Below are 15110 nucleotides of genomic sequence, written 5' to 3' on the forward strand. Positions count from 1 at the left end.
GCCAAATCGGAAAAATGGGAGGCGAGATGAGGCTGCGCGCCAGTGCTATATCGCGAAAATTCATGCACCGACCGATCTTCGCAGGCGAGCCGGCCCTGGGAGCTCCCTCCACCAAGGGCGTTCGGACGGCAACGATGGTAGAGGCGAGGCAGAACGATCAGGACATACGAGGATAGCGTAATGCGCGGCATCGTTTTTCGAGGAAACTGCACCGTCGAACTCGCGACAGTCCCGGATCCGACCCCGGGGCCAGGCGAAGTGGTCGTCGAGATCAAGGCGTCTGGAATGTGCGGTAGTGATCTTCATTTCTACCGGCGCTCGCCCGATCTCCTACCGCAGGAGCCGATCATCGCCGGGCACGAGCCATCTGGTATCGTTGCAGCAGTCGGTCCAGCGGTAACGGGTCCACATGCGCGCGTGGGCGCTCGCGTCATGGTTCACCACTATCATGGCTGCACCGACTGCGAGCATTGCAGGTCGGGATGGCCACAGATGTGCCAATCCGTTCCGGTGACGGTTTACGGCACGGATCAGCACGGTGCTCACGCACCCTACATGAAGGTGCCGGCGGACACGTTGGTGCCGCTCGACGACCGCCTGAGCTTTGCCGCGGGGGCCGCGATATCATGCGGGACGGGTACCGCGTGGGGCGCTTTCGAGCGGATGGGGCTGACAGGTCGCGATGTGATCGCGATCTTTGGTCAGGGGCCTGTGGGTCTATCCGCGACGCTTCTCGCCAAGGCGCAGGGAGCGCGCGTGATCGCTCTCGATATTGACGATACCCGACTTGCAACCGCCAAGGCGTTCGGCGCCGATTTCGTCGTGAACTCGCGGGAGCGAGATGTCCCCGATGCAATTCGAAGTCTGACCAACGGCCGCGGTGCGACGATGGCACTCGAGACTGCGGGTGCCGCTGCCGCCGGCCAGGATGCGCTTCGCTGCGTCCAACCCTGGGGCACGATAGGTCTCGTCGGGCTGGGGGCCGAGATCAAATTCTCACTGGCTCAGATGCTCCGCAGACAGCTTCGCATCGTCACCTCGTGGACTATGTCGATCCAGGCGCAACGGGCGTGCGCGGAATTCGTGATCGAACGCGGGATCGATCTCGACAAGCTCTTCACCGATCGGTGGAGGCTCGATCAGGCAGAGGACGCCTATCACAGCTTCAACCGTCAGAGCGCAGGCAAGGGCGTGTTCCTGATGTAGTAGTCACAGCAGTGGCCTGTGTATATGTCGCCGCGGCCCGACCGAAGTGTGCGCGACTTTTCCGGGAAAGATAGTTGATGAACCAGCAAATGCAGCCGTCCCAACTTTGCGCTGCCGCGCAGAAATTCCTCTCGCGCGGACAATATGGCCTTTTCATTGATGGGCATGAGATCGCGGCGGCGTCGAACAAGGTGTTCGACACGACAAATCCATCGACCGGCGCCTTGATCGGTTCGCTTGCGGAGGGAGATGAAGCCGACATTGATCTCGCCGTTCGTTCCGCCCGGCGCGCCTTTCATGGCCCATGGAGCCGCTGGACTCCTTATGAACGTCAAGCACTGCTCTACCGCGCGCACGAGGTGATCGACAGATATTTCGAGGAACTTGCCGAGATCGAGGCCGCCGACATGGGCGCGCCTATCTCCCGAGTAAGGGCGTCTAAGACCAGCGTGTTGAAGATGATCCTGTTCTTCGCGTCGCAGGCCGGAAATATCGTCGGCGAGACGCTTCCCAATGGTCTGCCGGGTGAGGTGACGACCTTGTCCTTCAAGGCCCCGGTGGGCGTCATCGGCGGCATCATTCCATGGAATGGTCCGCTGAACAGCCAGTTCTGGCTCATCGGCGCCGTGCTTGCGACCGGCTGCACGGCGGTGCTCAAGCCGGCAGAGGACGCGTCCCTCTCGGTGTTGCGCGTCACGGAGCTTCTTCACGAGGTCGGCCTGCCCTCCGGGGTCGTAAACGTCGTCACCGGATTCGGGGGCGCCGCTGGCGCTGCCCTTGCGCGACATCCCGATGTCGACCGTATCGCCTTCACGGGTTCGACGGCGACGGGACGGAAGATCATCGAAGCATCGACCGTCAACATCAAGAAGTTGCAGCTGGAGCTGGGCGGCAAATCGCCGGATATCATTTTTTCCGATGCGGATCTCGACAAGGCGGTGCCGGGCGCCGTAATGGGAGTGTTCGCGAACTCCGGTCAGATCTGTTTTGCGGGCACACGCGTATTCGTCCAGCGCCCAATCGTGCAGGAGTTCTGCGCACGTGCCGCCGACTTTGCGCGTGCTATCCGGGTGGGATCGGCGCTGGATGCCAACGCCCAGCTTGGGCCACTCATTTCGGGTCGGCAGCTGGATCGCGTCATGTCTTACATCGAGCTCGGACCAAGAGAAGGAGCACGTCTAGTTTGTGGCGGCGAGCGCCTGGGTGGCGCTCTGGCGGACGGCTATTTCGTCACGCCGGCGATTTTCGCTGAAGTCGACAACTCGATGCGCATAGCGCAGGAGGAGATCTTCGGTCCCGTGCTCTCGGTGATCCCCTTTGACACCTTGGAGGAGGCGATCGCGCTAGCCAACCAAACGGATTACGGCTTGGGAGGCGCGGTTTGGAGTCAGAATGTCTCCACCGCTCTCAAGGTCGTCAAAGGCGTGCACACCGGCGTCATGTGGGTGAATTGTTATGGACTGATTGATCCCCTAGTTGGCTTTGGCGGCACCAAGCAAAGCGGATACGGCGCCAAGGGCGGTCGTGCCCATCTGGACACGTATCTCTACTCCAAGAACGTTTACATCAACACCTGAATCAAAACGGTCGCGCACCGCGACCTAACTGTCAGAACCCTCGAAGGAAGTCGGATGCTTGAAAAAATCGCGAAGCCTCAACTAAAGGACCCAGATCTGCTGCGCAGCGAGAACTATATCGACGGCGAATGGGTTGTGGCCGACGGCGGCGCCGTGATGGAAATTCGCAATCCATCGACAGGCAGGCCGTTGGGGACAGTTCCCGCGATGGGACGTACCGAAACGCGTCGGGCCATCGATGCGGCAAGAGCGGCGTTCCCGAAGTGGCGGGCGATGGTCGCGAAGGAGCGAGGCGCGATCATCCGCAGGATTGCGGACCTGATGATCGCGAACGCGGATGATCTCGCGCTCATCATGACCGCCGAACAAGGTAAGCCCCTGGCCGAGTCGAAAGGCGAGATCGCCTATGCTGCCGGATTCCTGGAATGGTTCGCGGAAGAAGGGCGGCGCGTCTATGGGGAGACGATCCCCGCGCATGTCCCGGATCGGCGGGTCGTGGTAACGAAGGAGCCGATCGGCGTTTTCGCAGCGATCACGCCTTGGAACTTCCCTTCCGCGATGATCACACGCAAAGCTGGTCCGGGATGGGCCGCGGGTTGCACAGGAATTATCCGTCCCGCGAGCCAAACACCCTTCTCTGCACTCGCTCTAGCAGTCCTTGCCGAACGGAGCGGCATGCCCCGAGGTGTATGCAACGTCATCACCGGTCCATCCAGCGCCACCGGAAGGGAGCTCACGGAAAATCCATCCGTGCGCAAGCTCTCCTTCACTGGCTCAACCGAAGTAGGTCGCATGCTGCTCGAACAGTGCGCGAAGACAATCAAAAAGACCTCAATGGAGCTGGGCGGGAATGCACCGTTCATCGTGTTTGACGATGCCGATCTCGACGAAGCAGTGAAGGGCGTGATGGCGTCGAAATTTCGCAATACTGGCCAGACCTGTGTCTGTGCAAATCGGATTCTCGTGCAGGACGGTGTTTACGAGACGTTCACTGCCAAACTGAAAGCGGCTGTGGAGAAGCTTCAGGTGGGTGACGGCATGGAGGCTGGCGTAAGTCAAGGTCCGCTAATCAACCACGATGCGGTTCTCAAGGTCGAGGAACACATTGCCGACGCTCGCGCCAAGGGCGCCGCGATCGTAACGGGAGGGAAGCGGCATGCGCGGGGTGGCAACTTCTACGAGCCGACCGTGCTGGCGGATGTGTCACGCGATGCGCTGATCTTTCGCGAGGAGACCTTCGGTCCCGTTGCTCCTCTCTTTCGTTTCAGGACGGAAGACGAGGCGGTGCGATTGGCAAACGACACGCCATTCGGGTTGGCCAGCTACTTCTATGCACGCGACGTCGGTCGGATATTTCGCGTCGCGGAGGCTCTGGAATACGGCATCGTCGGGATCAACGAGGGACTGATTTCTACACCCGAGGTCCCGTTCGGTGGCGTCAAGCAAAGTGGGATCGGACGGGAAGGTAGCAGCCATGGGATCGACGAGTACCTTGAGATCAAATACATGGCCCTCGGTGGGGTCTAATTGACTCGCGTTTGGACAGGGCAATCCACAGCGTTCAGGGCTGACAGTTCAATTCAGGACCCAAGTCGATACCGGCGGCCGCAATCTGACCGACGAGACTGCGACTCGCCTCGGTCAGCGGATTCCGCTCGCGGAATATGACAGCGATATCGCGGTTGAGCAGCGGTCCAGTGATGTCGAGGGCCCTGATCCGCCCCGCCTGGACATCGGAATCTATGGCGGAGGCCGGCAGTAGCGCGAGACTGTCGCTCCCGGCGACAATGGCCTTGATGCAGTTCACCGTCCCGCACTCCGTCAATTGTACCGGAAGGTCAACGCTCTCTGACGCGAGCAGCTTCTCGAGCAGTGTTCTCTGCCTGCCGACCATCTGGATGATCCACGGAAATTTCGCGAGATGCAGCCATGAGGGATTTTCCAATGCAGAGACGGGATGATCCGGCCGGGAGATGACATACAGCCGGTCGCGGAAAAGGACTCTTTGCTTGAGTCCCTCGAGGTATCCGTAGTTTTCCGTCTGGGCGACGATGAAGTCCACTTCCCCGCGCATGAGGCTGAGCAGGAGTTCGAGCTGGATTTTCTCTGCGACGCGGAGAATTGTCGTTGGATGATTGTCTCGCCACTTGCAGATCGCTTGCGGTACGATGGAATTGGCAAGGCTCGGCAGGGTGCCGAAAGCGACGGCAGAGTGTGTTCGCTCATCCGATAGCTTCATCCTGCTTTCCGCGAGCTTCAATTCATCACGGATGAGCCGCGCGTGGGCGTAGAGAACCTCTCCCATCGGGGTGGGCTTGACCCCGATCGGGCTGCGCTCGAGAAGCGGACCGCCAACGCTCTCTTCCAAACGATCGATCGAAACGGACAATGCTGGCTGTGAAATCAGCAGCTCCTTGGCCGCCTTCTTGAGGCTCCCGCTCTCGATGACCGACGCGAAGTAAAGCAGTTTCTTGGGATCCAACTTCTACCTCCGATCCAACCGGACTCTCTTTTTGCTTTTTTGTCCGGAAAGGACACCCGCTCGGTGGCAAATTCCGATCGGCTTCTCCCGTCTGGCGGGGGTATAGCATAAATCTATATCCCCGATGAAGGGACACGTTGGTGAGATAGGGTCGCGGACCGAGCGGCCCCGGCCCCACGCCCCCCTTAAAGCGGCCGGGGCCTTTTGGTCCATCTAGCGCACGCGGGCTTCATCGCGCATCCTGGCGCCGTCTGCCTCGGGGCTGGCCTGAGCAGACCTTTCGCCCTGTGCTGCGGATTAGGTGCGCACCTCCAGACGGCACGGGGCCGACTGGTCCACTCAATGCGATCCTCGCCGTGGCTCAACAATCGCGCGTAAGTCCCGCTCTCGTGTAGCTCGAGCCAGCCGCGCTCGACCGCCATCTTGATGCCCGCACCGAACTCCGGGCCGGTGGCCTTCAGTGTGTAATCCCCCGACGCCCTCGGGCGTGTCGATGTGCTAATGGTGACGCTCTTAAGCGAGCAGCCCCGTGCACGGTCCTCGCTAGCAGCGGCGCTTCCTTATTTGGAAATGCCTGCTAAGCAATTGATATTACTAGAGGCGAATTCGACCATTTTTTCCAAACGCGGCTTGAAATCGTTGAATAATCAAACTGTTTTTGATTCCGCCATTCGGAGGTTCGATCCCTCCCGCCCCAGCCAGGGCAACGTCCTAAATTTCCTTCGATTTCCGCACCACGCTCGGCAATGCCAACGTCAAGACGCCCAAAGGGCAATTTCGACGGCGGGATGCGCTCAAACCGGACTATCGTTGAATGGCCTTGATCCATTTGGCCGATCTTAGCCCAGACTTCCCTACGATGGACTGGAGCGAGGGGTCAATGTTGTCAGTTGGTTAGAGGACCGCGTGTGCACGACGTGTGCACCGCGAGATCAAAGAAAATCTCACTCTAAGTAACATCAGCACACTCTTTCAGGCGTGTCTGAACGTCACTCCGAGTGATTTCTGGTGAAGCCGCACTTGCTGGGAGTTTGAGACACGGCGCGTTCGATCACTTGTGCCGGAATTTCGATCGAGGCTATCACGCTTCCTGTCGACGCATCACGGTAGCCAACCTGACGCGGTAAATGCGCGACGAATTTCCCGCAGTTGTTGAGCCATGGTCGCCTCCGGTACTCAACGTCCTTTGAAATATTCGTAACACCATCCGGGTGGGTGTCGAGAGCAAACCCGCCAGCGAGGATTCAACCAAGCGAGACCGCCTGCGCCACCATAAGGCCAGCACCCAGGATGCAGATTAGGCCGCCAAAAAGCTCAAAGACCGACGGCCCGGGGCGGCCCACCGCTAACAGCGCAAGGATGGTCGCAATGCCGAACCGAATGCCCTGTGGCGTGAGGCTATCCCACCCGATAATATCCCAGCCGATAACTGAAAGAAGAGTCATTTCCTGGCTCCTGTATTTGAAACCTTTGTTGCCCGGATTTCCGCGCACGCGTGGCGGGTGACAGCGTCGAAGGTGCGTCTGGCGGGGGCGACTGAGGCAGAGCGCGTCGAAAGATCGCAGCCGCCCGTGTAGGGCCCTATCGCCAGTCAAGGCTCGTTGACGATGCTCGGTGGAGAATACTTGGCATGGCTCTCGCCGTCCTCGGCGTAGCCACGCTCCCACGCGCCAGAGGCGAGAAAGCCCGCATAACTCAATCCTTCATCCCCGACAAGCCGAGTCGTCGGCCCGAGCCGCTGATTGAGAAGTAGCGTCGCAAAGCAGCGGAGCAGCTCTGATCTTGGCTCGTCCTGTTCAACCCACAGAAATTGCCCTATCTCGCTGACCTCGAGGAAGATATGTTGAAGCGCCGGCGCCGATATCACCGCAAGAAGCGCCGCCGGCGGCTGGCGGCACACCGCCGACGGTTGCGGTAGGACTGAAACAAAAGAGGCCGCCGACCAAGGCGGCCCAACTGCTGTCGCCACCGCTAGCAGGATAACGACTACGATGATGGCGATGCCTTCACCCCCAGGGTGCCCCTGAGCCGCAATAATTGGCCATTCCCTGACATGCAAATCTGCGAAACGCTTGAGCCCGACTTAACCGCAACCTTACGCCGGTGGACGATACGGATATGCGCACCGCGAACGGTCCGCCAGCTATGGGAAATTCTAATCCGAGCCATTTAACCTCCAAGGTTCAACGAACAGTAACGGTTGTCTCAGCAAGGTGTATTCCAACACACGCCCGGGATAGCCGATCCCAAGGTCAACGACCGTGATGCGCGTCACTGGAACTTCGGCCACATGACGAAGGTGCTTCTAAGCATCACCGCGGCGAGCAATGTGGCACCGAAGATCGCGACAGCAAGACATCCGCGCCGGGATTGAATGCGAATCGACGGTGGCGGGATAGGACGTCGCCGCCTTGCTCATTGCACCATATCTGGGGGCGCCATTGAGATCAGGCGGATAGGTGACCTTCATTGACAGCGGAAATTAGCCGCGGTCTTGCTGTAATGCTGATCGATTGGCTATAGAGATGAAGCACTAGACCGGTAAGGTAGCGGATGTGATCGGTCCTCTCGGTCCCGCACGCTCAGCTCCTCTATGCTGCACACGGCGACGCGTACAGGTTCTAGGGAATTCCGACGATTGCGAGCGATCAATAGGTCGAGCTGTGGTCGGTGCGGCTTCTCAACCACGAAAAGCCGGCGAACTATCGCGCCGCAAAGCAGCGAAGAACTACGCAGTTGTTTGATAAGAAACGAAAACGTTCCTGGCACTCGGCCGTTTATTTTGGGAACGAGCTCTGAAAGCTGAGGGTTGTTATGCGACGGAGGAAATTGCCATGCTTGTGTTTTGGTTGCCGATCATAATCTTCGAATCGATGCTTGAAGCAGACCTGAATCAGCGCAAAGCAGGCGATCCATCGGTGATCGAATAGTGAGGGTTCGAGTTACGCTCTGCAATATGTGATTGGGATCACGGCCCCAGCGCGTGACTTGTAAGAGTGTCTCGTCGAACAGTTGTTTGCGGTTCTTCGAGGAACACACTATGAGCATCGTGATTCAAAGACTTAATGGTTTGTGGCACCTCGTCGTCGGGTCGTGCCAGCTCCGAACTCCCTTCCTGGAGACTCAGGACCGGGAGCTGGTCGTTATGTACGCCCGCCGAGTTTACCCTGGCGCCAAAGTTTTCGAACGCGACTGATCCTAACAGCGACGCACTCGAGCGAATGTTGTCTCGTATTTGAGTGACCGGCAATTTCCCAGGAGAGGCCCCCTCTTGGCGGGGTTTGCGGGGCACAAATTTCAATCGGGAAATCTCATGGACACATCGCGAAGTGTCCAGACGAGATCAAGGAGCGACGCTCTCGCGCAATCGGCGGAGCTGGGACCGGAGCCGCTCGCAGCCCAATTCCTGCTCGAACTTGGTGATCGCCTCGAACGTAGGTTCAGCGCGCACGCTCAGCAACCGCGCCATGTCGCGGGTGCAAGCATCTTCCAAGCGGGCAGACTCGTTCAGTGCCTGCAGCTTCGGAGCGGCTTGCGGCGCCGCATTTCCGCCAGAAGGCGGAGCGGTATTGCTATCAATACTCTCAAACAGACGCTGTACTTGTGGACGGAGCCGCTTGCAGGTGACCTCGCGTTGGAAGTTGGTGATCTCGTCCGGCGCTGGATTGGCGCGCAGACGAGCCAGCCTCGCTTCGTCGCGGACACAGGGGTCCGTGATTTCGGGGGCGGGCTGCGCGGGAAGCGGCGGCTTGGGCAGGTCCGCCTTCGCAGCCGGTGGCGCGCTTGGCGGCGTTGGATTGATCACGGTCGGCTTCGGCGCGGCCGGCGCCAGAACTGGCGGAGGGGCCAGGGGCGGCGGTGCCGGCGCGACAATTGTTGCACCCAACTGCGGCACTAAGGAGATGGTTGCGCCGCCGAGAGAACCATAGATGAACGGCTCCTGCCGTCCACCGGTCATGGCGATAACCGCATCGCGGACACGACCAAGTGCGATACGAATGTCAACGCCGGGCTCGGCAAGGTATCTCAGCAGCGCGGTCGCATAGGGACTGTTCACGCCGTCGCCGTCGTAGGAAATCGAGCCGGCTTTTGCGGCGTAGGCCACCAGCGTATCGGCACTGACTTCATCAAGCCTCGCGAGCCCGCCTCTGGTCGGCGCGCGACTTGCGGATCGCAGCTTGGCCGCAAACGGGTTGTCGCGGCAGGCGTCGAGTAGTATCAAACGCAGGCGACGTACCGGTTGCAGCGCCCAGATGATGCGATCGATCGCGATAGCCTCGTCGTCGACGTCGTAGTCGTGGCTCAGCTTGGCATCCATCGGTATCAGATAATTCATGCCGCCGATCTCGATGCCGTGACCGGCGTAATAGACCACCGCCACATCGGCGTTCTCTGCAGTAATGAGAAACTCGCGCACAGTGCGCTTGAAGTCGACGACGCCGAGATCGTTGCGCGAAATGACGACGTCGAAACCGATAGATTTGAACAGCGCTGCGATCGCTTTGGAGTCGTTGCCGGTATTGGGTAGCGTCGGTGCGTTCGTATAGGCGGAGATTCCGACGACCAGCGCCACGCGACGCTCCGCTGCGGCCGCATCGGCGAACATCGCGCTGACGATGAGGCAGAGGACGTGGATCAAGAGCCGGCGCGGTTTCATTGCTGCATCAATATCCGTAACTCCGCGAGGGGCGATGGCGGTATTTGCGCTTTGCCGGCGGCTGGCCGTTCTCCGTCACGGTGACGTTGATGATGTCGGAGAACATCGCCGCATCGAGCGGCACGCGGGCGAAATCGGCGAACAGGAGGCGCAGTTTGTGCTGGCCGATCGGGAGCGTGATCTTCGCTTCGATCTGGCCAGCGCCGAAGTGCAGGTGGTTGAAGTAGTTCAGGAGCGGCTGGTCGAGCGAAGGCAACTCGGCATCGACAAGCAAACGATGATGGCAGGTGTTGGGTTTGTCGTAGCCCGCGGGCGCCACGCCCATGTTCAACAAACCGAATCGGATCACCGGTTCGGAGAAATATAGAAGCCGTTCTTGGGATAGATGAAACCGCGGCGCGACCGTCGCCTTGCCGGTCACGGCTGCTATGCAACATTGAATGTGACGTGTGCATACTCCCGATCGTTAGAGCCGACCGGAGATCACAAGATGAAATCCGCCGTCTTGTCTGTGAGTTTTCTCACAATCCGCAGATTCTTTAGAGAGGCCGCTGCACGATTCCGGGAGGCAAGAGCTTTACGTAGTCTTCCCAAATGTACCGTTTGGAGCAGCAGGCTGTTCAATTGTGTCCGGGCTGCGACGGAAGTCCCGTTGGACGAGTATCGCTCCGGCGAAGGCACGCCGGATGATTGCTGTCGTGATCGCATTCACCTCTGACGAAGAAGTATGAATGATGGCTCTGACAGCATGGCTGTCTCCCAGTGCGGCTTGCCGAGCACGAATGCGAACGGCAGAACGAAAATCTCGTCGCTGACATGCAGGGCCCACTGCCGCCATTCTTCCAGATTGGCGGCTACGACGAGGGATCGCATCCTGCGGGTGGCCTCCTCACACGCCTCGATCAGGTCGGATACGAATGTACCGCGACGATCCATCAGTACTCCCTTAGCGTTCGAGCAATGAAAATAGACCTGAGTCATGTACGCCTCCTTGCAACATCCGGGCGAGGAAGCTCGACCCTGCATGCCGGAGACATACTGCGCCGCAAAAGGGATTGTCCGTGATCATCCGCTACATGGTGCGGTTTGGGAGCCTCGCGGGGCTGTGATCGGTCCGGCCTCAACTCACATTCACGGACGAGGCATGGATCCAACGTCAGCGCTAGGCCGATGGCTGGGGCGTCAGCCGTGCTGCCCCGTCGTTAGCCGAACCTCGGCGGCAGCTGTCGTACCTGCGTCCCCTCGGCCGCGCCCGCCGTCGCTGGAACCGGGCGCATTGCCGTCGGAGATAGCAGCAAAACGCTGCATCATCTTGCAGTGCTTGGAAACGCGACATAGGGAAGAGGCTCGGAAGCCTGTCGATTAGTGGCGGGGCTGAATTGCCCCGCCAGTGACCTACAGAGGGCCGTACGAATTTCTATATTTATCGGCTAGTCTAGGTCGTTACTCCGCGGCCATAAATAGAGCCCACGGCCATTTCTGAGCGATGCAGCGGTGGCTTTAGGGTGGTTATGAACACCACGAAGCACAGCGCTCCGATTGCGAAGATGATAAGACTAAAAATGCAGTTTAGGTTCATCCGTGTTCCTCGCCGCCTTTTTGTCTGGGGCTGCATCATGCAGCCATGAACCCGATGATGAAGAGATTGACCCAAATCTTCCGTGACGGCGCTCACAATGTAGAGCCTCCTCTGCCTTCCCTGAGTCCCGCAGCGTCCATTTGCTTGGCTACTTCGCGATGGTGGCGCGGCTGCATGCCGTGTCGGACGGGATAGTGCTCTGCGACAGTCTTGGCAGCATGCGGGAAATGCCTTGTTACGCTCGACATCGGCGGCCCTCTGCGCTGGTCTTGGCTTACCCTTGCGCCTGCCGGCGGCGGCGGTCTTCGTTGCGTGCGATGGCCGCGAGTATGTCGAGCAGCATTCCCATCGAACACGTGGGCCGTGAGCAAGCCATTGCCGCCCGTGATTTCCGTCACAGATAGAAAAGCCACCCTTCAGTATGGTTCGAGCCACATGTTGTTGATTGCAACCCCTGAGGAGGAAATCTATGAGTGAAATGCGTGAACTGATCGATACGGACCTCGACGCTGTGTGTGGAGGGCATCACGGGCATCACGGGCATCATGGACATCACGGGCTTTTTAGCTTCGGCAATTTCGGCAATATCGTCAATTTCGGCAATATTTTCATACAGGAGAACATTGCCGTGCAGGTTGCTGTGGCTGTCGGCGCTAACGCCACCGCCGTCAATCTGCTCGGTGGTCAGCAGAACTCCGGCTTTATCAGCCGGGCAGCCGCAGTTTAGGCGAGTCGTGATCATGATTGATCTTGAAGAGATCGACTTGTCTGCGGCACCGGGCAGGGAAGACAGAGATTTGTGAGTGCCGTCACGGAAGATTCGGGTCGATCTCTTCATGGTGCGGTTCGCATGAACTAATGGAGCGAAGGTGACCCTGAACCACACTTTCAGTCTCATGACCTTCGCGCTCTTAGCGCTGTGCTTCGTTGCGTTCGTAGCCACCATAAAGCCGCAACCGTTGTATCACTCAGAAACGGCTATGGGTTCGATCTATGAGCGCGCCTTCAGCGCCGGAAGTTCTTGAATCGACCCGGCGGTCAGTCATGACGCCTCCAAGGCGCGCTGCACGGTGCTGGTGCCGACGCCGATCGTGCGGGTGATCGTGAGAATGCCCTTGCTTTCGCTGCGCAGCCGCCTGATGCGTCGTTGGAGCTCGACCCTGCTTCATCCCCCAGCGCTTCTCATCAGCGCTTCTGTGGCCGTCCTTGCGGCTGTCACGGCCTAGCTTCACGCCGTTTGCCTTGGCGCGTGCGAGGCCGGCGTTGACGCGCTCGACGACATGGCCTTCTCGACTTCGGCAAACAAGCCGCACATCTGGAACATCGTGCGCCCGAGGGGGGCGTGGTGTCGAGCGCCTGCTGGTGCAGGTACAGGTCGCACTTATTTCACGGCCTGGAGGTCGCCAGGAAGCCGACCAGATCCTGCAAGCTGCGGCCGAGGCGATCAACGCTCCAGGCCGTGATCATGTTGATCTAGCGGGCGGTGACATCCTTCAGCAGCCGATCGAAGCCAGGACGCTTGTTGTGGCCGTTGGAGCCGCTGACGTCGGCGTCCTCGTAGAGGCCGACGATCACCCAGCCCGAGCGCTTGGCGACCGCCTCCAGCTCGCGGCGCTGGTTCTCCGTGGTCTGTCCGTCAGTGCTGACACGCAGATAAATGCCGATACGCTTCATGGCTTGCTCCAACGTGGAGCTTTTTGATGCTCGCGAACAGCCCGTGAATTCAACGGGCGCCGGCGAAGTGGGGCGACTACGCCGAGCCATCGCCAATGGGGCCGGCAGCGGTCGCGCGGACGAAGAGGGTTGGGACAGCGGGACAGGCGCTGAGGAGGCCACCTGTCCCGCCGCGCTTACCGCGAACAGTAAACTGCTACGGTGCGCTAACTGCCGGATGACAACATATCGGCCTCTCCTCGACTGTGATGCACGGCACTGCGGCAAGTCAAGGCCGGAGCCGACTGTCGGTGATGGGATTCAGCGCCACGCGCTATGGGTCGAGCCCCCAACGCCCAGGGCAAGGACAATGACGACGTCGCGGCAACGCTGTCAGCGGTTGATGGGATCGAGGCTGCTGTCGTGGGTAGTAGGTCGGCGCAAGGGCTTAGGCGGAGGTTTGGGCGTTTGGGCTGCTTACGCGATGATTGAATTCCCGGTGACCGGGATGATGTAGGGCTGCCGGGCACGCGACCAGTTCGTTCGGTCCGGCGAACTGGTCGCGAACTACGAGGCAGAGGCGCAAGGAGGTATCAACCTGAGTGCCCCTGGTCACAGTCTGCGCTAGATTGAGTGCGGTAATGCAGCGTCAATGATCAGAAGTCCGGCGGATGTACCCGAGCCTGCTGATCCTCGAGAAGCCCCGACGTGCATCGTCGGGGCCTTTATTTTGGGTGCAATCATCAGCACGCAATGTCGGCTCTTGGACGCGAAGCATAATCATATGCTTGATCCGAGCCTTACCGGCAATGACCCGAACCTGGCATCTTGTGGCCGACTTCCAAGCGCTATCGGTGCCATTCGCAATCGTCGGATTTCCCTCGCTGTCGTTTGCAAATCCTGACGGGGCCGCTAGACATGTCGAAGTGCCAGCGACGGCATAGGTGCCTTTCAGATTGTCGCCAGCAAAAGCCGAAACCGACATATTGGCGAAGATCAATACCATTGCGATTTTGTAATCGTGTCTCATGGCATTCCCTCCTGTTGCGCGATTTCAATTCAGGCGATGGCCCCCTCAATTCGAGCAAGCGTTGCCCTAGGACAGTCCCCTGCGTCGGTGGGACACCCACGAAAGATGGCACAACAATCATACGTTGATGTCAGCTGAACAAGCGGCGGTAATGTGCGCACGCGCGTCATCACGCCACCTGTTGGGCTGACGGGCGCTGGTATTACGCAACTGGTAGCGGCATTTGCCGCATCGACATGCTTTCCGGCGGCGCGACAGGGACTGGATCAATCCCCGTTAGGCGTGAGCACCCTGGTCGGCCAAGTCGCCATAGGCGCGTCTTCGAATGATCCGGGATCAGCTTGTCGTCCGAGAGCCGCTGTAGGGCGCCACGTGAAAAATCCGTCCTCGGGCATCTACACGAGCAGTGAGGCACTGGCTCGCTTCGAGCCAGATGTTGTTCACAGATACAAAACTCTTTGGATAAATCATCATGATTCGTGAACTCATCGATACGGACCTCGAGGCGGTGGCTGGCGGTACTACCAACGTTGCTTCAATCTCGATCCCGACGTTGACCCAGACTCTTCTTCAGAATAACTCGCTCAACCAGACCGGTGTTGCTCTCGGCGGCTCCGTTGTCCAGGTGGCCGGCCCTCAGACGAACACCGGGGTCCAGGCTGGATCCATCAGCTAAGTCGGCAATGCCCGCGCACTCCACGGGCTGCTTCTCCCGAGGGGTGCGCGGATACTCTCAATCGAGAATTCTCACGGACACAAGAACCCTCGCGCAATGAACTACGGGAAGAGGTCTCGACACGGTGTCGATGCCCGGCAGCCACACAATTGATCTTGCTCTTTCAAGGACGCGCTTTCGTTCGCTACAATCCCAGTCGTAAGACTGTGATGCTGCACATGATGCTTGCGGATGATCGCCCGCCCCGCCG

At 59.4% G+C, this 15110-nt stretch carries 12 protein-coding genes; 4 read left to right on the plus strand and 8 right to left on the minus strand.

The features are described from left to right. Positions 1-180 precede the first annotated feature (180 nt). The 3 genes from SO180_RS29620 to SO180_RS29630 all read left to right on the plus strand — a co-directional run bounded on the left by SO180_RS29620 (position 181) and on the right by SO180_RS29630 (position 4310). Positions 181-1206, plus strand: a complete 1026-nt coding sequence (locus tag SO180_RS29620; protein ID WP_449382367.1) for a zinc-dependent alcohol dehydrogenase family protein — start codon at positions 181-183, stop codon at positions 1204-1206. An 89-nt stretch (positions 1207-1295) separates the two neighbouring features. Next, positions 1296-2783, plus strand: a complete 1488-nt coding sequence (locus SO180_RS29625) for an aldehyde dehydrogenase family protein (RefSeq protein ID WP_449382386.1) — start codon at positions 1296-1298, stop codon at positions 2781-2783. Between the two features lie 54 nt (positions 2784-2837). Next, positions 2838-4310 (plus strand): NAD-dependent succinate-semialdehyde dehydrogenase, encoded by a 1473-nt coding sequence (locus tag SO180_RS29630; protein WP_449382368.1) that lies wholly within the window; start codon positions 2838-2840, stop codon positions 4308-4310. 34 nt (positions 4311-4344) lie between these two features. Here the strand turns inward: SO180_RS29630 and SO180_RS29635 are convergent, their stop codons facing one another. The 8 genes from SO180_RS29635 to SO180_RS29670 all read right to left on the minus strand — a co-directional run bounded on the left by SO180_RS29635 (position 4345) and on the right by SO180_RS29670 (position 14184). Continuing rightward, positions 4345-5265: a LysR family transcriptional regulator gene (locus SO180_RS29635; protein ID WP_449382369.1), complete on the minus strand. Its 921-nt coding sequence runs from the start codon at positions 5263-5265 to the stop codon at positions 4345-4347. A 1244-nt stretch (positions 5266-6509) separates the two neighbouring features. Further along, positions 6510-6710 (minus strand): hypothetical protein, encoded by a 201-nt coding sequence (locus tag SO180_RS29640; RefSeq protein ID WP_449382370.1) that lies wholly within the window; start codon positions 6708-6710, stop codon positions 6510-6512. A gap of 1898 nt (positions 6711-8608) precedes the next feature. After that, complete coding sequence (locus tag SO180_RS29645) at positions 8609-9904, minus strand: caspase family protein (RefSeq protein ID WP_449382371.1); 1296 nt, start codon at positions 9902-9904, stop codon at positions 8609-8611. A 25-nt stretch (positions 9905-9929) separates the two neighbouring features. Continuing rightward, on the minus strand, positions 9930-10247 hold the full coding sequence (locus tag SO180_RS29650) for a DUF4399 domain-containing protein (RefSeq protein WP_449382372.1): 318 nt from the start codon (positions 10245-10247) through the stop codon (positions 9930-9932). A gap of 383 nt (positions 10248-10630) precedes the next feature. Beyond that, on the minus strand, positions 10631-10903 hold the full coding sequence (locus SO180_RS29655) for a DUF6894 family protein (RefSeq protein ID WP_449382373.1): 273 nt from the start codon (positions 10901-10903) through the stop codon (positions 10631-10633). 992 nt (positions 10904-11895) lie between these two features. Next, positions 11896-12399 carry a hypothetical protein gene (locus SO180_RS29660; RefSeq protein WP_449382374.1) on the minus strand — a complete coding sequence of 168 codons (504 nt, stop codon included), beginning with the start codon at positions 12397-12399 and terminating at the stop codon, positions 11896-11898. Positions 12400-12974: 575 nt separating this feature from the next. Then, positions 12975-13175 (minus strand): recombinase family protein, encoded by a 201-nt coding sequence (locus SO180_RS29665; protein ID WP_449382375.1) that lies wholly within the window; start codon positions 13173-13175, stop codon positions 12975-12977. Between the two features lie 628 nt (positions 13176-13803). Next, a complete protein-coding gene (locus SO180_RS29670; RefSeq protein ID WP_449382376.1) occupies positions 13804-14184 on the minus strand; it encodes a hypothetical protein in 381 nt (126 codons plus the stop codon). Positions 14185-14656: 472 nt separating this feature from the next. Here SO180_RS29670 and SO180_RS29675 point away from each other — a divergent pair, with 472 nt between their 5' ends. Then, positions 14657-14860: a hypothetical protein gene (locus SO180_RS29675; protein WP_449382377.1), complete on the plus strand. Its 204-nt coding sequence runs from the start codon at positions 14657-14659 to the stop codon at positions 14858-14860. The last annotated feature ends 250 nt before the right edge of the window (positions 14861-15110 follow it).

This window comes from Bradyrhizobium sp. UFLA05-112 (assembly GCF_053572325.1).